Source organism: Enterobacter cloacae complex sp. 394I7 (assembly GCF_057320345.1).
In genome coordinates, this window is the sequence record NZ_JBXWCR010000001.1 from 1,907,950 (window position 1) to 1,925,792 (window position 17,843).

A 17,843-nucleotide genomic window follows, 5' to 3' on the forward strand; every position below is an offset into this window, starting at 1 on the left:
ACATTCAGGAACTACATAACAATGAAACGTTCTCATCTTTGGGTTTTAAATCCTTGCTTGCTTGCAATGCTTTCTACCTCTGCGTGGGCGGAAGAACAAAAGGAAGAAAATATTGTTGTCTCCGCCAGCCGCGCGCACCGCAGCGTGGCGGAGATGGCGCAGACTACCTGGGTTATTGAGCGTGCTGAGATTGAACAGCAGGTTCAGGGTGGAAAAGAGATTAAAGAGGTGCTGGCGCAGTTGATCCCGGGCATGGACGTCAGCAGCCAGGGCCGCACCAACTACGGTATGAACCTGCGCGGTCGTTCCATGATGGTGATGGTGGATGGCGTGCGCCTGAACTCCTCCCGCAGCGACAGCCGCCAGCTCGACTCCATCGATCCGTTCAACATTGACCGTATCGAAGTGATCTCCGGCGCCACGTCCCTCTACGGCGGCGGCAGCACCGGCGGTCTGGTGAACATCGTCACCAAAAAAGGCCAGCCGGATACCGAAGTGGAGTTCCAGACCGGAGCAAAGAGTGGCTTTAACAGCCATAACGATCACGATGAGAACGTATCAGCCGCGGTGAGCGGCGGCAACGACAATGCCTCTGGCCGGCTGTCAGTATCGTATCAGCGCTACGGCGGCTGGTACGACGGCAAAGGCAACGAGGTGATTATTGATAACACCCAGACCGGATTACAGTATTCCGACCGTCTGGATGTGATGGGAACAGGCACCCTCAACATCGACGATCACCAGCAGCTGCAGCTTACGACGCAATACTACAAGAGCGAGTCCGACGGGAAGCATGGCCTTTTCCTCGGGGAAAACTTCTCCGCGGTTACGGGTGATGCCAAAGCCTACAATAAAGGCAACCTCAACTCTGACCGCCTGCCGGGCACAGAGCGGCATCTGATTAACCTGCAGTATTCCAACACCGATTTCTGGGGCCAGGATCTGGTCGCACAGATTTACTATCGTGACGAAAGCCTGACCTACTACCCGTTCCCGACACTGACCAAAGGCGTGGTGAGCAGCATCGGTGCGTCGCAGCAGAAAACCGATTTTTACGGCGGCAAGCTGACGCTGAACAGCAAACCGATGGATGATTTAACGCTGACCTGGGGTGTGGATGCTGACCACGAAACCTTCGACGCCAACCAGCAGTTCTTCAACCTGGACAAAGCGGCAGCAAGCGGCGGTATGGATCTGGAGAACGCCTATAACGTGGGCCGTTACCCGGGTTACAGCATTACCAACCTCGCCCCGTTCCTGCAGGCCAGCTACGACATTGATGCCATTACCCTGAGCGGCGGCGTGCGCTATCAGTACACCGAAAATAAGGTGGATGACTTCGTTGGTTATACCCAGCAACAGGCCATCGCCAACGGGAAAGCCACCTCGGCAGACGCGGTTCCGGGCGGGAAAACCAATTACAACAATTTCCTGTTCAACGCCGGGATCCTTGGCCGTCTGACCGAACAGCAGCAGCTGTGGTTTAACTTCTCCCAGGGCTTCGAAATTCCGGACCTGGCGAAGTACTACGGCTCCGGTACTTACCAGCTTGTCGACGGGCACTATCGCCTGCTGAACAGCGTGAACGTGAACGACTCGACGCTCGACGGCATTAAGGTTAACGCGTATGAGCTGGGCTGGCGCTACACCGGCGACAACCTGCGCACGCAGGTTGCGGCGTATTACTCGCTCTCGGACAAAACCATCACCATCAACAAGACGGACATGACCATCAACCTCGAAGACGACAAGCGTCGTATCTACGGGATTGAAGGCCAGGTGGACTATTTCTTCACCGACAGCGACTGGAGCACCGGCGCGAACTTTAACGCCATTAAGTCTGAAACCCGCGAAAACGGTAAATGGGAGAAGCTGACGGTAGACAGCGCCAGCCCGTCGAAAGCCAGCGCATGGGTCAACTGGGCACCGGGCGACTGGACCCTGCGCGTGCAGAGTACGCAGACCTTTGACGTGTCAGATGCCGACGGTAAGAAGATCGATGGCTATAACACGGTCGACTTCCTGGGCAGCTACGACCTGCCGGTGGGTAAAGTGAGCTTCAGCGTGGAAAACGTGCTGGACAAAGACTACACCACCGCCTGGGGTCAGCGTGCGCCGGGGCTGTATAGCCCAACCTACGGTGCACCAGGTCTGTATACTTATAAAGGCCGTGGCCGTACGTTTGGTCTGAACTACTCCGTACTGTTCTAATCCTGCGCGCCGCCTGCGGGCGGCGCAATTTACTGTGTAATTTCAGCGCGAATTTGCTATAAAATCAGCGATTTGCTGAAATTGTCGGCAAACGAACGAAAAGTGCGTTTTCCCCCTTTGACAAGACGAACTGAGGTCGATACTATGCGCCTCGTTCACACGATTCCTCTGTAGTTCAGTCGGTAGAACGGCGGACTGTTAATCCGTATGTCACTGGTTCGAGTCCAGTCAGAGGAGCCAAATTTGAAAAGCCTGCTTTTATAGCAGGCTTTTTGCTTTTCTGTTAGCCATTACTTTCCACAGCCCCTGTCAACTGACGCCAGGCCGCCACTTCCTCATCAAGCCACTCACTAAAGAGAGCCACCTCTGGTTTCGCTTCCGTTAACTGCGATGTCACCAGCCAGTAAGGCCAGGGATAAGGTGCAGTGAAAGAGGTAAGCTGGACCCGTTCGCCCCGGGTGATGGCATCCTGTACCAGAGAGCGACGCTCCAGCGCGATACCTTTACCGAGTCTGACAGCCTCAAGGACTAAATTTGAGTCGTTAATGCATAACCCGCCGGGCACAATATCTTTTTCCAGTCCCGCATTGAAACACCAGGTTTTCCACGACTCCATGGAGAATATGATTTTACTCTTCGCCACCTCAGTTGGCGTTACCGGGAGGACGCCGCCGTTATAACCGGGTGCTGCAACTACAATCAGTTCATCTGAAAAAAGATAATGGCAGTCGCTTCCTTCCCAATTACCTTTCCCCATGCGTATCGCCACATCTATCCCTTCCTGCTGCATGCGGGTGATCGTCAGACTGGCCTGGATCCGCAGCGTGATGTGTGGATATTTTTCCCGAAACCGCTCCAGACGCGGCAACAACCAGTGACAACCAAAAGACGGCACCATCGCCAGCGTCAGTTCCAGTATTCTCGGTTTCACCTGCACTAACCGGGTGGCATCTGCGATGTGATTCAGCGCTTCGCGCACCTGTAACGCGTAGAGACGCCCCTCTTCGTTGATCTGCACCCCTCGCCCATGACGGATAAACAGCTTCACACCCACCATTTCCTCCAGCACTTTAATCTGCTGGCTGCCTGTCGGGAATGGAACGCGCTGCTGGAAGCCCGTCCGGAAAACGCGGTGGCCGATCAGGTTGCTGTTACCAGTCCGGTTATCTGGACATTTATTCAGTCAATGATCCCTCACGTCGTTAACGCCGGGGATTTTAAAAAGATTCAAGCGGTAGCCGACGTTTTCGAAAAGCAGGCGGCATTTAAAAAATACCCTTTTAGTTAACGCTTCGCTCGGCGTGTTATGGGGCTTTTCAGCCCTTTTTTTGCCGCACGCGAATATTATCCTCATCTAAAAGAATCATATTTCTTTATTCTTATATGTAACCCAATGGAAAATATGAGAAACATTTCAATATAAAACAATCTTATGACGTCACAAGGTATCGTTATTCATCAGGGTATTCTTGAGAACCAGCGGTCAGGAAATTAAACGGTTTCAATAAAAAAGCCTGCTTTAATTGCAGGCTTGTGCTTCTTGTCGACGGGGACGGGTGCTCTAAGGGGCTTAAATCTGATAATCAATCGCCACTTCTTCTGGCTCCATCACCTGACGTTTAATCTCATCCACGGACAGCCCGGCGTTGCAGAGTTCGATAAAGCGCCACACATAGTTGCGCTGCAGTTGTCCACGCTTCAGGCCAAGCCATACGGTATTGGCATCAAAGAGATGACGCGTATCCAGTCGAACGAGGTTCTCCGTCTCGCGTTCACCACCGGACTGTTCCGCCACCAGACCAATGCCCAGCCCCAGCTCGACGTAGGTTTTGATTACATCAGAGTCCTGTGCACTCAGCACCACATCCGGCGTTAAGCCTTTGCGGTTAAAGGCTTCATCAATGCGCGAGCGTCCGGTAATACCCTGCCGGTAGGTAATCAGTGGCCATTTCGCGATATCTTCCAGCGTCAGAGGCGTAACCTGATTCAGCGGATGGTCGACGGGAAGTAACAGACTGTGGTACCAGCGAAACCACGGGAAAGCCACCAGCAGCGGGTCGTTGCTCAACCGTTCACTGGCAATGCCGATATCTGCCCCACCGTTTTGCAACAGCACTTCAATTTCCTGCGGTGTGCCCTGGATAAGCTCCAGACGGACGTCAGGGAAAAGTTCACGGAAGGCTTTAATCACCGGCGGCAGGCTGTAACGCGCCTGGGTGTGGGTGGTGGCGATAGTGAGGACGCCCGAGGCGTCATTGGTAAAGAGATCCGCCAGGCGACGCACATTGCTGGCCTCGTTGAGGATCCGCTCAGCGATGGTCAACAAGGCTTTTCCCGGCTCCGTCATGCCAAGCAGACGCTTGCCGCGACGGATAAAAATCTCTATCCCCAGTTCTTCTTCCAGCTCGCGGATATGGCGACTGACGCCGGACTGAGAGGTATAAAGCATATTGGCGACCTCGGTCAGGTTGTAGTCCCGCCTGGCCGCCTCACGGATAATTTTAAGTTGCTGGAAATTCACGATTCACTCCGGCGCATCTGACATAACGCTATTGTTAGAGTCAGCCGACCTGCAGAACAAATAATAAAAACCAGCATCTTATGCTTTTATGGAATATCAACTCACCAGCTGCAGCTCACGGTTCTCCAGAGACGGTTTGCTGACCAGCGACATCAGAATCTCTTTTACCGCCTGCGCCTGAGGTGACAGCGATCCGCGCGCGGACATATTCAGCGACAGCGGTAAGCTCATCGAAGGCGTGGTGATGCGCGCCATCCAGCCGTTTGCCGCGCTGCACAGCGAACGTGCTGCGGATTCAGGCAGGACGGTCACACCCATACCGCTGGCTATAGCGGCGGTTAGCGTGGAGATGGAATCAATTTCACCGATAATTTTTGCCGTCAGGCGGCGCAGGGAGAACGCTTCATCCACACGCACGCGCACCGCGCTGTAGTCACGTGGCAGGAAAAGATTCATTTCTGCTACGGCCGTCAGATCGACGCTCTGCCCCGGACAGTCGCGGGTGCCCACAAGGTAGAGATCTTCTTTCAGCAGCGGCTGGCTGGTGATCCCGGCCACCGGTGAGCGGTCGTACAGCACCGCCATATCCAGCTGGCCGCTAAGAAGTTTGTCATTCAGCACAGAACCGCTGTTCTCATGCAGGTAAACCAGTACTTCTGGCAGCTCTGCGCGGACGGCCTGCAGCAGCGGCATGGTAATAGAGGACGCGGCCGTTCCCGGAGCCAGCCCAATGGATACGTGGCCGCTCAGCGTCTGGCCCACGTTATTCACCGCCAGCTGCGCCTGTTCGCACTGGCGAAGGATGGTGCGCGCATGGGTATACAGGATTTTGCCTGCTTCCGTTGGCGTCACGCCACGTTTGGTGCGGATCAACAGCTGCTGATCCATCTCGCCTTCCAGAGTAGCCACCTGCTGGCTCAGCGCAGGCTGCGCGATGTGCAGCACTTCCGCCGCTTGAGTCAGGCTGCCGATATCGACGATTTTTACGAAGTATTTCAGTCGTCTTAAGTTCATTTTGCCCCCTGTTCGAAATGCTGTGCCGGTACTGGCTTTTCATTGTTGATAGGGTTTTGCAATATGAATGCCAGTTTTACGAAGAGGTCTGATTTGTCGCTAAGCGGCTGAAAATAAGGAAAGCTAATCATAAGCAGCGGTTTTATTACTGAAACAGCAGTTTATGATCTGCCCCATTAGGGGTATGTGCGCACCATTACGGTGCATTCCGGCGTCAAAAACGCCATTTTGCTGATTTTGTCAGCAAACGATCAAAAGGCGTTGATCCACCCTTTGACAAGGCCGGCTGACGTCGATAATATGCGCCCCGTTCACACGATTCCTCTGTAGTTCAGTCGGTAGAACGGCGGACTGTTAATCCGTATGTCACTGGTTCGAGTCCAGTCAGAGGAGCCAAATTTGAAAAGCCTGCTTTTATAGCAGGCTTTTTGCTTTTCTACGGCAGGTAAAATTGCCCTCAGTTGCCGAGCTTAACCGGCATCCCTGACCGACGTTCCAGTTCCGCGCCCGCCCCCTCGTTGACAAGCTCGGTTCGCAGCGAGGCAGATATCGGCAAAGGCACTTTCCGGGTCGATTCAAATTCCGCCCGGTTCCGTGATAGCGGTTCATGCACCTCTACCCAGCGGCTACCGTCCGGCTCTGTCGTCACTTTAACGGGCTGATCGATAAGCTGCACACGGGTGCCTACCGGGACGTTATCGAAAAGATATTTAATGTCGTTATTGCGCAGACGAATACACCCCTGGCTCACCCGCAGTCCGATGCCAAAATTGGAGTTTGTCCCGTGAATGGCATACAGCCTGCCAATATAAATCGCATACAGTCCCATTGGGTTATCGGGCCCAGCGGGCACGAATGCAGGCAGCGTTTTCCCCTCTGCCGCATAGGCACGGCGCGTATTCGGCGTAGGAGACCAGGTGGGGCCTTCCTGCTTACGTTCTACCGCCGTGACCCAGTTTCGCGGGGTTTCGCGCCCGGCCTGACCAATGCCGATGGGTAACACTTCAACGGTATTGCTGCCTGGTGGGTAATAGTAGAGGCGCATTTCTGCCGCATTAACGATAATTCCCTCGCGGACGGTGTCAGGCAAAATCAGCTGCTGAGGTATCACCAGTTGCGTACCGGATTTAGGCAAAAAAGGATCCACGCCCGGGTTCGCTTCCAGCATATTGCTCAGACCCTGCCCGTATTGCGCGGCAAACGCTTCGAGCGGTAGCGTATTGTGATCCGGCACGGTAATGGTTTGCGAAGTGCCCACCAGCCGACTGCCTGTCGGCGGTAAAGGATAACTTACCGCCTGAACGCTCTGGCTGATAAGTAATGCAGCAAGACAACTCAACACATTTATACGACACATATTCCCTTCCTCAGTCGCACCTCGATTTGCTAAGCATAGCGTAGCCGCTTTGCATTACCCATCAGGAAATAAAATCAGTTTGCACACGCGCCCTGGCGCGGTAGTCTCATACGTTCCGTTTATATGACGGTGGCTATGTGAGTGACCTTTTCTTATACCAATAATTAGAAATACGTGCAGACAGGACAACTATGGACTCCACTCTCACCTCCACACATCCCAACGAGGAGACACCTTCGCTCAATCGTGCCCGCCGCGCAGCCCTCGGCAGCTTCGCGGGTGCCGTCGTCGACTGGTATGATTTTCTGCTTTACGGCATTACTGCCGCGCTGGTGTTTAACCGCGAATTCTTCCCCCAGATTAGCCCGGCAATGGGTACGCTCGCCGCGTTTGCTACCTTTGGCGTCGGCTTCCTGTTTCGTCCACTGGGCGGAGTGATCTTCGGCCACTTCGGTGACCGTCTCGGTCGCAAACGCATGCTGATGCTCACCGTCTGGATGATGGGCATCGCCACCGCGCTGATTGGCGTTCTCCCTTCATTTTCCACCATTGGCTGGTGGGCGCCGGTGCTGCTGGTTACGCTGCGCGCCATTCAGGGCTTCGCGGTAGGCGGCGAATGGGGTGGCGCGGCGCTGTTATCCGTTGAGAGTGCCCCGAAGAACAAGAAAGCGTTTTACAGCAGCGGCGTGCAGGTGGGCTATGGCGTAGGTCTGCTGCTCTCCACCGGACTGGTGTCGCTGATGAGCCACTTCACCACCGATGAACAATTCCTGAGCTGGGGCTGGCGCATTCCGTTTATCTTCAGCATCGTGCTGGTTGTCGCTGCACTGTGGATCCGCAACGGAATGGAGGAATCTGCTGAGTTCGAACAACAGCGGCAAGAACCGCCCGTTGCCAGAAAACGGCTGCCGGTGATGGAGGCGCTTGTCCGGCATCCCGGCGCTTTTCTGAAAATTATCGCCCTGCGCCTGTGCGAACTGCTGACGATGTATATCGTGACCGCGTTTGCCCTCAATTATTCAACGCAAAATCTCGGTCTGCCCCGCGAGCTGTTCCTGAACATTGGCCTGCTGGTCGGCGGGATCAGCTGCCTGACTATCCCCTGCTTCGCCTGGCTGGCGGACAGGTTTGGTCGCCGTCGCGTCTATATCACCGGGGCGCTGATTGGCACCCTCAGCGCCTGGCCGTTCTTCATGGCGCTGGAGGCACAGTCGATCTTCTGGATTGTCTTCTTTGCCATCATGCTCGCTAACATCGCCCACGATATGGTGGTCTGCGTGCAGCAGCCCATGTTTACCGAACTGTTCGGGGCGAGCTATCGCTACAGCGGCGCGGGCGTAGGCTATCAGGTGGCAAGCGTGGTCGGCGGCGGGTTTACGCCATTTATTGCCGCCGCGCTGGTGACCTTCTCCGGCGGCAACTGGCACAGTGTGGCACTTTATCTGCTGGCCGGTTGCCTGCTGTCAGCGGCGACGGCGCTCTTGATGAAAGAGACGAGCCACACCTGATCTCACTTTTGTTTCACAGGCGTGTGACATACTATCGGGTAGAGTCGCACACCTGTGGAACAAGGAGACAGAGATGAATAATAAGGGCTCCAGCCTGACCCCGGCTCAGGCACTGGAAAAACTCGATGCACTGTATGAACAGTCCGTCAACGCGCTGCGCAGCGCCATCAGTGAGTATATCGAAACAGGGAAACTCCCCGACGAAAAGGCCAGAAGTAAGGGCCTTTTTGTTTATCCATCGCTTTCCGTCACCTGGGACGGCAGCGCGACTAACACGCCGAAAACGCGCGCCTACGCACGCTTTACCCACTCCGGCTGCTACAGCACCACCGTCACCCGCCCTGCACTGTTCCGCCCTTATCTTGAAGAGCAACTCACGCTGTTGTATCAGGATTACGGCGCGCACATTGCCGTTGAACCTTCACAGCATGAGATCCCGTATCCGTATGTGATTGACGGTTCGGCATTAACCCTCGACCGCTCCATGAGCGCGGGACTGACGCGCCATTTCCCGACCACCGAGCTGTCGCAGATTGGCGATGAGACGGCGGATGGTATCTACCACCCGGCAGAATTTTCACCGCTGTCGCACTTTGATGCCCGCCGCGTGGATTTCTCTCTGGCGCGCCTGCGTCACTACACCGGGACGCCCGTCGACCATTTCCAGCCCTTTGTACTGTTTACTAACTACACCCGCTATGTCGACGAGTTTGTCCGTTGGGGCTGTAGCCAGATCCTCGACCCGGATAGCCCTTACATCGCGCTGTCCTGCGCCGGCGGGATCTGGATCACCGCGGAAACCGAGGCACCCGAGCAGGCCATCTCCGACCTGGCGTGGAAAAAACACCAGATGCCTGCCTGGCACCTGATCACCGCTGACGGCCAGGGGATCACCTTAATTAACATCGGGGTTGGTCCGTCAAATGCCAAAACCATCTGCGACCATCTGGCGGTATTGCGCCCGGACGTGTGGCTGATGATTGGACACTGCGGCGGCCTGCGTGAAAGCCAGCTGATTGGCGACTACGTGCTGGCCCACGCCTATCTGCGTGATGACCATGTGCTTGACGCTGTGCTTCCACCGGATATTCCTATCCCGAGCATCGCCGAAGTGCAGCGTGCGCTGTATGACGCCACAAAAGAGGTAAGCGGTATGCCGGGTGAAGAGGTTAAACAGCGTCTGCGTACCGGTACGGTAGTGACGACGGATGACCGCAACTGGGAGCTGCGTTACTCCGCCTCCGCGCTGCGTTTCAACCTCAGCCGTGCCGTCGCGATTGATATGGAAAGCGCCACCATCGCCGCACAGGGATATCGCTTCCGCGTCCCTTACGGCACGCTGCTGTGCGTTTCCGACAAACCGCTGCACGGCGAAATTAAGCTTCCGGGTCAGGCCAACCGTTTCTATGAAGGGGCAATCTCCGAACATTTGCAAATCGGCATTCGCGCCATTGATTTGCTGCGTGCGGAAGGTGACAGGCTGCATTCCCGTAAATTACGTACCTTCAACGAGCCGCCATTCCGCTAACCAGAACAAGGAATAACCATGCACACCCCATCACGCTTATCGGCCCTGCGCCGATGGCTACAGGAAAACAATCTTGATGGCATGATCGTGCCGCGCGCGGATGCCTGGCAGAGTGAGTATTGCGCGCCGTACGATGAAAAGCTGGCCTGGCTGACGGGCTTTGATGGCTCCGCAGGTCTGGCGCTGATACTGAAAAACACAGCGTTGCTGTTTGTCGATGGCCGCTATCAGGTTCAGGCTCGCCTTCAGGTCAATATGGATGAAATTGAAATCCACCATTTGCACAATGAACCGCTGGCCGAATGGCTCACAGCCAACGTCGGGGCCGGCATGCGTATTGGGTTTGAAGCACTGCTGATGACCAATACGGAGTTCGGGCAACTGTCTGCAACACCCTGTGAACTGGTTCCGCTTAGTCAGTCGCCATTTGATACCTTATGGCACGATCGCCCTGCCGCGCCGGCGGGACGTATTCGAGAAATGCCGGTGGAGGTCAGTGGCGAAAGCAGCCTCGCCAAACGCCAGCGCGTTGCCGCCGTGCTGGCCGCACACGATGCCGATTATCTGGCCGTGACTCTGCCGGATAACATCGCCTGGCTGTTGAACGTGCGTGGCGCCGACATTCCATCCAGTCCTGTTCCCCTCTCCTTTGCCCTTCTTGACCGTGACGGTAGCGTGGAGTGGTTTGTTAACGACAATAAGCTCAGCGAGCTACCCGAGAGCGTGAGAAACGCGTTCAGAATTGCGCCACAGGATGCCTTTATCGAACGCTGCCAGCGACTGTCACAAGGTAAGCGGGTGATGGTTGATGCCGATTCCGCGCCGGTCGCCCTGCGCTTTGCCATTGAGCCCGAGGGCGAAATAGTCTGGCGAACCGATCCCATCACTCTGATGAAAGCCACTAAAAACCCGGTCGAACTTGCCGGGTACCGCGAGTGTCATCACCAGGACGGTGCTGCCTGGGTGAATTTCCTGGCCTGGCTAAGCCGTGAAGTCCCCCTGCGTGAGGCGGCGGGAAAACCGCTGACGGAGCTGGAAGCGCAGGCGCAGCAGCTTGCATTCCGTAAACAGCAGCCTGGATTTATTGAGCAAAGTTTTGCCACCATCTCCGCCTCCTCCAGTAATGCGGCGATGTGCCACTATCACTCAAGCGAAGCCAGCAATAAGCCCATCGGTCATCATCATTTTTACCTTAATGATTCCGGCGGTCAGTACCATAACGGCACCACTGACGCCACGCGTACGCTGGCATGGGGTAGCGTGCCGCCACAGCAGAAGTTGCACTATACCGCCGTACTGAGAGGGTTTCTGTCGTTGATAACCTTACCGTTCCCCTCCGGCAGCCAGGGCCATCAGCTCGATGCCTTCGCGCGTCGTCCGCTGTGGGAAATGGGGCTGGATTACGATCACGGGACAGGGCATGGGGTAGGACATCAGTTGCTTATTCATGAGAACCCGCATCGTCTCGCCAAAAAGGTTAACCCGTGGCCCCTGGTGGCCGGCACCATCATGACTATCGAGCCTGGATATTATCTGGCGGACAGCCATGGGATCCGCATTGAAAACCAGGTGGAGATTGTCGAAAGCCGTCCGGGATTCTGCACGTTTTCCTCACTGACGCTGATCCCGATCGACCTGAGCCAGGTCGAGTTACAGCTGTTGAACGAACAGGAAAAACAGTGGCTGGATGAGTATCATCAGCAGGTGCGTGATGCCCTGTTACCGTTGGTCGACAGCGACGCGCGGCAATGGTTGCTTGAGGCGACGATGCCGGTTGGGGTTAACCACTAGAAATATCAGGTGGATGCCGGGCGGCGGTTTCGCCTGACCCGGCTGTAAGCCCGTCGCATCGGACCTTTTCAGAACGCAGAAAAGCAAAAAGCCTGCTATAAAAGCAGGCTTTTTAAATTTGGCTCCTCTGACTGGACTCGAACCAGTGACATACGGATTAACAGTCCGCCGTTCTACCGACTGAACTACAGAGGAATCGTGTGAACGGGGCGCATATTATCGATGCTCCCCGATGATGTCAAAGGCAGAATGCATATTTCTGACTGTTTGCCGAATTATTCTCCACTTCGCGCATTTGTCAGGCATTCTGTTGATTCTGTGGTCGTTGGTTCCTGTTTTATTCGCGGGTATTTCCAGAGCCAGCGCCCACTGACCATACGCCAGTAGAACAACGCCCCACGCACCGCCCAGTCAAGGAACATCCCCAGCCAGACGCCGACTACCCCCATGCCAAGCATGACCCCGAGCGTGTAACCCACCACCACACGGCAACCCCACATGCCGAGCATCGACACCCACATCGCGAAGCGTGCATCGCGTGCCCCTTTCAGCCCGGCAGGCAGAACCCATGAAGCCGCCCAGATGGGCATAAAGGCCGCGTTCAGCCAGATCAGGATCTTAACGACCTCTTTGACATCATCTTCGTGGGTATAAAAAGAGGCCATAAGCCCGGCAAAGGGGGCGCTTCCCCAGGCGATCAGCGTCAGGCCAATGGTTGACAGCCAGAAGACGTGCCGCAACTGCCGTTCCGCCTGCCCTATCTGCCCTTTTCCCAGCCGTTTACCGGTGATGATGGTCGACGCCGAACCGAGGGCGTTGCCCGGCAGGTTTATCAGGGAGGCGATGGAGAAGGCGATAAAGTTACCGGCGATAACGTCAGTCCCCATCCCGGCGACAAACATTTGCGTCAGCAGCTTGCCCCCGTTAAACAACACGGATTCAATACTGGCGGGAATACCAATTCCCATCACTTCCCAGATAATGGCGAAGTTAAAGGGGCGGAAATAGCTCTTCAGCGTAAGGCGCAGTGACGGCGTGATCCCCGCCATCAGCACCCCGAGAATGGCGGCCGCACCGATATAACGTGAAATCGTTAACCCCAGCCCGGCACCCACGAACCCGAGCCCGTCCCAGGAAAACACGCCGTAGATCAGCACACTGCTGATAATGATATTCAGGATGTTCATCCCGCCGTTTATCAGCAACGGAATTTTGGTGTTGCCCGCCCCGCGCAGCGCGCCGCTGCCAATCAGCGCGATGGCTGCAGCCGGATAACTCAGGACCGTCATTTCCAGGTAGGTCAGCGCCAGGTCTTTAACTTCATTTGTGGCCTCACCGGCGACAAAATCGATAATTTCCCTGCCGAAATAGTGGATCACCGCCGCCAGCACGATCGAGAAAATGGTCATGATCATCAGCGACTGTCGGGCAGCCTCGCGCGCACGTTTAGGATCGAGCTTACCGAGGCTAAAGGCGACGACAACCGTCGTCCCGAGGTCAATGGCGGCAAAAAAAGAAATAACCACCATGTTAAAGCTGTCCGCCAGCCCGACACCGGCCATCGCCTCTTTACCCAGCCAGCTGACCAGGAAGGTACTCAGCACCCCCATCAACAGAACGCAGGTATTTTCCAGGAAAATAGGCACGGCAAGGGGGGTGATTTCACGCCAGAACAGAACACGATAGCTTTTACGCTTTGCATACCATGGCGTGCGCATAATCGCCTGGCGTAGGGGGGCAGTGACGTTCAAAATGGACCTTAACGAGAAAGTTGAAACTCCATTTCAAATGATGGGGGAGAAATGCTAAACCTGCAAAGTATTTTCCATAAAAAGATGTGTGGATTTACAACAAACTGTCGACAGAATCATCAATCGATCGCTAATCGCTAAGATCAGGTTTGACAAAACTTTTTTCGCCGCTAAGATAAGCCTCCACAACGATTCCTCTGTAGTTCAGTCGGTAGAACGGCGGACTGTTAATCCGTATGTCACTGGTTCGAGTCCAGTCAGAGGAGCCAAATTTAAAAAGCCTGCTTTTATAGCAGGCTTTTTGCTTTGCTGGTGAGGGAAAATGAACGCTCTGTTTGTCTACGGCACGCTACGCCCGGGTCACGCGAATGCACATATTCTTGAAAACATCGGTGGCGAATGGCAGGCCGGTTTTGTCACCGGGACGTTTTACGAACGTGGCTGGGGCGCGGCGGCAGATTTTCCGGGGATAGTGCTGCATCCGGACGGCCCACGCGTGGAGGGCTTTCTGTTTATCTCTGATAGCCTGAGTGCACACTGGCCAATGCTGGACGAATTTGAAGACGGCTACGATCGGGTTGAGGTCAATGTGACCACGCCGCATGGAAAACAGGTCAACGCCTGGATTTATCAGCTACAGCCGCGTACTGCGTAATAAAAAAGGCTCTCTGTCACCAGAGAGCCTTTTTTGTATTCATCGGCGATTACTCGCTTTTGGCTTCACCGTTTTTGATTTCGCCCATTACTTTCAGTTTCTTGGAGATATCACGGCGTTCTTTAGACAGCTCAGCGTTTTTGATGATGTAGTCATCAACGCGGTCTTCGTAGTCGCTCTTCATGCTGGCGATGATGCCCTGAATAGCCTCAACGCTCATGCCTGGCTTGATGTAGTCGCTCAGGTTATCGAGCAGCAGGACACGTTTCTGGTTGTCACGGATCTTCTTCTCAACGTCCTGGATTTCACGCTGCAGTTTGTTTTTGCGGCGGAACAGGCGGACGAATTCCAGAACATCCTGGAACGAAGGCTTGGTAGTTTCCATTTTTACACCCCTGATAATGTGAGATTCGGATTCGTTAAAGCAACCGTTGTAACAATAACCTTACTGACAGCGGCTGCGAATGACAATGAGTATATCGTTTAAAGCTATCATAACCCCAATTGATGCTGAATCGAAGCAGCAGGCGTCACATATGGAGATAGCTGCTCTTTATTTGCGCAGCGCCCGGCAAATGAGATGCGACAGTAGCTCCAGCTGCCGCGCCAGCTCCATACTCAGCCAGACATAACCATGAATAGGCGTTTCCGCAACGTTATCGCTCTGACGCTCATTCATTAACTGCTTCAGCTCCGCAACGATCTCATTCAGACGTTCACTGTTCGCCAGGATGGGCTGCGGGTTACCTTCATAAAGCGCGTGGGCGATGGTCAACAGCGTTTGCTGCGTCATCTGCTGCGTCTCTTTTAAGGTATGGGCGTTGAGCATTAAAAGGTGGCTGGGACGAGAAGCCCAGTGCGCGTTGATTTGCAACTCAAGCATGCATACCAGATTGCGGCTTACCGTCTGAATGGCTTCGAAAATGGATTTCTGGATATGGGTTTCTTTGCTGGCCGGGGTAATCAGCCCGCGCATCCTGACCACATCGTTGAGGATCGTTTGCAGGTGTTTTTCCAGCCGGGGACGTTCAACCAGGTTAGGGGAAAATCCGGCCTGATAGACACGGTTGAATGCGGTGACATAGTTAGCCATCTGAATACGCCAGTGCAGAAAAGCACGCTGTGGCCAGATGCCGGTAAAGAGCATAGCCAGCAGTGAGCCGAGGATAACGTCCCCGCTTCGCCACAGGGCAGTCGTCATATCCCCCGCCGGTGCACCGACCACCACCGACAGCGTGATACCAATCAGCAGCGCCTGATAGGGCCTTTTGCCTAAAGCCAGCCAGCCGCAAAGGAACATCGCGGCACCGCACCAGATCAACATAACCGGAAACGAGATAAGCTCAAGCTTCAGCGCGATAAGCCCCAGGGCAGAGCCTAAAACGGTACCGCCAATGCGCTCGAAGGCGCGTGGAACAACGTTCCCCCAGAACGAAATAGGCCCCATCACGACCACCAGCGTGATAAGCGGCCATGTTCCCTCAGGAACATCCAGCAAACGAACCAGCACAAACGTCAACACAAAGGCCAGCGCGATACGGCACCCATGTACCACGCGGTAGTGTTTGTACAGACGAATTTCAAAAGGGGTTAATGATTTGTCGGGACGCACACCCGCTCTCCAGCTACAGGGCAAATCACAATTGTACTGTGTTTTCAGCCGGGCGGATCACACCCGGCTGAAAAACCCTGTAATAACCAGGCTTAACCGGCTTTGTGCTCTACACCAATATACATTTCGATGTCCCAGTAACCGTCCGCGTTACCATCATTAAGGTAGCGCTCGAAGCAGGGTTTAGGGGCCATCTGGTAGCTGTTGTCCTGCAAGAGGGAATTAAAGAACTGGTTCCATGGGGTCGCGAAGTCATGGTTTTCAACGCGCGCCGTCGCCACCGCATACTCTCCAGCGGCGATTTCCGTCATCATGACGCCTTCGCTGTTTTCAGGAATGACAAAATCGTCCGGTACCGTTACGGCCGTGTCACAGCGCAATTTTTCTGCCGGGACCTCGTCCGGATTATCGTAGTAAACCGCAACCCACTCCAGCGGCTGAATGTGACGTCCATCCACCCACATGACTAACTGTTCGAAGCCCTGTTTTACCGTTTTGTCCCACGGCCCGACCAGATGAAAGCCGGCGATTTTACGTTTCTGTTGCTGCTTGATGCTGTAGTCCATGCTGCCTCCTTTTATTACTGTATATTTATACACTATAAAGCAGGTTTTAACTGTTCAGCAAACGAGGAGTGTTTATTATGTGAGCAGACTCGCAACCGCGCCAGTCTGCTCATGAGCTTTAACGCAGGCCGTTACAGCGTGTGATGCAGATAATCGCTCAGACGGGAGAAGAGGCCGCCTTTATTCACCGCTTCGAGCGTCACCAGCGGCCAGTGCGCCACGACTTTGTCACGATCGTAAAGCTGGATTTCCCCTACCCGCTGATGAGCCGCAATCGGCGCTTCCAGCTCTTTTTTATCCAGCACGTACTTGGCTTTGATGTTAGGAACTTCTGTTTTAGGCAAGGCCAGCCAGAAATCCTGGTCGGTGCCCAGTTCCACCTGCTCTTTATCGCCGTACCAGATACGCTCTGTTCCCACTTTTTTGCCGTTATGCAGGATCTGCACCGTATCAAAGTTCTGCTGCCCCCAGTGCAGCAGCTTCCGGGCCTGTTCCTCACGCCCTTTCGGGCTGTCAGCGCCCATCACCACCGCGATTAAACGACGCTGACCGTCAACCGCTGACGCAATCAGGTTAAAGCCCGCTCCCGACGTGTGCCCCGTTTTCAGGCCATCAACGTTCATGGTTTTATCCCACAGCAGGCCGTTACGGTTTTGCTGGGTGATCCCGTTCCAGGTAAGGCTCTTTTCGCTGTACATATGGTAGAACTCTGGCTCGCCGTGAATGATAGCCCGGGAGAGCACGGCCAGGTCATAGGCAGAGCTGTGCTGGCCCGGCGCGTCCAGACCGTGGACGGTTTCAAAGTGGGTATCGCGCAGGTTCAGCTTTTGTACATAGTCGTTCATCATCTTCACAAACTGCGGCTGACCACCCGCTACGTGATCCGCCAGCGCCACGCAGGCGTCGTTACCGGAATCCACAATCAGTCCACGGCTCAGGTCACGCACCGAGACGCGATCGCCCTCTTTCAGGAACATCAGCGACGATCCTTCAAACACCGGGTTCCCTTTTGCCCACGCGTCGCGGCCAACGGTAACGATGTCATCCGGGGTAATGCGGTGGCTGTCGATGGCCCGATCGACAACGTAGCCCGTCATCAGCTTGGTCAGGCTCGCCGGATTACGTTGTTGATGTTCGTTGCCCGCCGTTAAGATCTGACCAGTCGTGTAATCCATTAGCACCCAGGAGCCCGCCTGAATGGCCGGAGGCTGCGGCGAAAAATCCAGCGGATCGGCCGCGAAGGCAGAAGAGACACTCGAAGCGAGTAAAGAAACAGCAATAAACAGACGGCGTTTCAACGGTATATCCTCAGGTCATTAAAAATCGATG

13 protein-coding genes, 4 tRNA genes and 2 pseudogenes are annotated in these 17,843 nt (G+C 54.9%); 9 read left to right on the forward strand and 10 right to left on the reverse strand.

Going from position 1 to position 17,843, the window contains the following annotated elements; genetic code table 11:
* Positions 1 to 21: 21 nt before the first annotated feature.
* Both AC2FAP_RS09310 and AC2FAP_RS09315 read left to right on the forward strand, forming a co-directional pair.
* Positions 22 to 2,211, forward strand: a complete 2,190-nt coding sequence (locus tag AC2FAP_RS09310; RefSeq protein WP_014170770.1) for a TonB-dependent siderophore receptor — start codon at positions 22 to 24, stop codon at positions 2,209 to 2,211.
* Positions 2,212 to 2,375: 164 nt separating this feature from the next.
* Positions 2,376 to 2,451: transfer RNA gene (locus tag AC2FAP_RS09315), tRNA-Asn, on the forward strand.
* A 43-nt stretch (positions 2,452 to 2,494) separates the two neighbouring features.
* Here AC2FAP_RS09315 and AC2FAP_RS09320 read toward each other — a convergent pair.
* A pseudogene (locus AC2FAP_RS09320) lies at positions 2,495 to 3,295 on the reverse strand (LysR substrate-binding domain-containing protein); the annotation flags it as partial.
* On the opposite strand from AC2FAP_RS09320, the pseudogene AC2FAP_RS09325 reads away from it, so the two are divergent.
* Positions 3,287 to 3,499: pseudogene (locus AC2FAP_RS09325) on the forward strand (glutathione S-transferase); the annotation flags it as partial. The pseudogenes AC2FAP_RS09320 and AC2FAP_RS09325 sit on opposite strands and share 9 nt — an antisense overlap.
* Before the next feature lie 282 nt (positions 3,500 to 3,781).
* Here the strand turns inward: AC2FAP_RS09325 and cbl are convergent.
* Both cbl and nac read right to left on the reverse strand, forming a co-directional pair.
* Positions 3,782 to 4,732 (reverse strand): HTH-type transcriptional regulator Cbl, encoded by a 951-nt coding sequence (gene cbl, locus AC2FAP_RS09330; RefSeq protein ID WP_014170772.1) that lies wholly within the window; start codon positions 4,730 to 4,732, stop codon positions 3,782 to 3,784.
* A 96-nt stretch (positions 4,733 to 4,828) separates the two neighbouring features.
* Positions 4,829 to 5,746: a nitrogen assimilation transcriptional regulator NAC gene (gene nac, locus AC2FAP_RS09335; protein WP_014170773.1), complete on the reverse strand. Its 918-nt coding sequence runs from the start codon at positions 5,744 to 5,746 to the stop codon at positions 4,829 to 4,831.
* A 320-nt stretch (positions 5,747 to 6,066) separates the two neighbouring features.
* Between nac and AC2FAP_RS09340 the strand changes: the two genes are divergently transcribed.
* A tRNA-Asn gene (locus AC2FAP_RS09340) sits at positions 6,067 to 6,142 on the forward strand.
* 61 nt (positions 6,143 to 6,203) lie between these two features.
* Here AC2FAP_RS09340 and ldtA read toward each other — a convergent pair.
* A complete protein-coding gene (ldtA, locus tag AC2FAP_RS09345) occupies positions 6,204 to 7,103 on the reverse strand; it encodes a L,D-transpeptidase (protein WP_040017923.1) in 900 nt (299 codons plus the stop codon).
* Between the two features lie 191 nt (positions 7,104 to 7,294).
* Here ldtA and shiA point away from each other — a divergent pair, with 191 nt between their 5' ends.
* The 3 genes from shiA to AC2FAP_RS09360 all read left to right on the forward strand — a co-directional run bounded on the left by shiA (position 7,295) and on the right by AC2FAP_RS09360 (position 11,930).
* Positions 7,295 to 8,611 (forward strand): shikimate transporter, encoded by a 1,317-nt coding sequence (gene shiA / locus AC2FAP_RS09350; protein WP_032680659.1) that lies wholly within the window; start codon positions 7,295 to 7,297, stop codon positions 8,609 to 8,611.
* A 73-nt stretch (positions 8,612 to 8,684) separates the two neighbouring features.
* Positions 8,685 to 10,139, forward strand: coding sequence for an AMP nucleosidase (locus AC2FAP_RS09355; protein WP_014170778.1), 1,455 nt, complete (start codon positions 8,685 to 8,687; stop codon positions 10,137 to 10,139).
* A gap of 18 nt (positions 10,140 to 10,157) precedes the next feature.
* Positions 10,158 to 11,930, forward strand: coding sequence for an aminopeptidase P family protein (locus AC2FAP_RS09360; protein WP_333097854.1), 1,773 nt, complete (start codon positions 10,158 to 10,160; stop codon positions 11,928 to 11,930).
* Positions 11,931 to 12,049: 119 nt separating this feature from the next.
* On the opposite strand, the gene AC2FAP_RS09365 is transcribed toward AC2FAP_RS09360, so the two are convergent.
* A tRNA-Asn gene (locus AC2FAP_RS09365) sits at positions 12,050 to 12,125 on the reverse strand.
* Between the two features lie 80 nt (positions 12,126 to 12,205).
* On the reverse strand, positions 12,206 to 13,684 hold the full coding sequence (gene emmdR, locus AC2FAP_RS09370; protein ID WP_425462589.1) for a multidrug efflux MATE transporter EmmdR: 1,479 nt from the start codon (positions 13,682 to 13,684) through the stop codon (positions 12,206 to 12,208).
* A 190-nt stretch (positions 13,685 to 13,874) separates the two neighbouring features.
* Between emmdR and AC2FAP_RS09375 the strand changes: the two genes are divergently transcribed.
* Together AC2FAP_RS09375 and AC2FAP_RS09380 are read left to right on the forward strand one after the other, a co-directional pair.
* Positions 13,875 to 13,950, forward strand: a tRNA-Asn gene (locus tag AC2FAP_RS09375).
* 53 nt (positions 13,951 to 14,003) lie between these two features.
* On the forward strand, positions 14,004 to 14,336 hold the full coding sequence (locus AC2FAP_RS09380) for a gamma-glutamylcyclotransferase family protein (RefSeq protein WP_063858300.1): 333 nt from the start codon (positions 14,004 to 14,006) through the stop codon (positions 14,334 to 14,336).
* A 49-nt stretch (positions 14,337 to 14,385) separates the two neighbouring features.
* On the opposite strand, the gene AC2FAP_RS09385 is transcribed toward AC2FAP_RS09380, so the two are convergent.
* From AC2FAP_RS09385 to dacD, 4 genes are all read right to left on the reverse strand, one after another.
* Complete coding sequence (locus AC2FAP_RS09385; protein ID WP_008499467.1) at positions 14,386 to 14,721, reverse strand: DUF496 family protein; 336 nt, start codon at positions 14,719 to 14,721, stop codon at positions 14,386 to 14,388.
* A 168-nt stretch (positions 14,722 to 14,889) separates the two neighbouring features.
* Positions 14,890 to 15,948 carry an FUSC family protein gene (locus AC2FAP_RS09390; protein WP_020883296.1) on the reverse strand — a complete coding sequence of 353 codons (1,059 nt, stop codon included), beginning with the start codon at positions 15,946 to 15,948 and terminating at the stop codon, positions 14,890 to 14,892.
* 92 nt (positions 15,949 to 16,040) lie between these two features.
* Positions 16,041 to 16,514: a DNA gyrase inhibitor SbmC gene (sbmC, locus tag AC2FAP_RS09395; RefSeq protein WP_032678501.1), complete on the reverse strand. Its 474-nt coding sequence runs from the start codon at positions 16,512 to 16,514 to the stop codon at positions 16,041 to 16,043.
* 131 nt (positions 16,515 to 16,645) lie between these two features.
* On the reverse strand, positions 16,646 to 17,812 hold the full coding sequence (dacD, locus tag AC2FAP_RS09400) for a serine-type D-Ala-D-Ala carboxypeptidase DacD (protein ID WP_014170783.1): 1,167 nt from the start codon (positions 17,810 to 17,812) through the stop codon (positions 16,646 to 16,648).
* Positions 17,813 to 17,843: the final 31 nt, after the last annotated feature.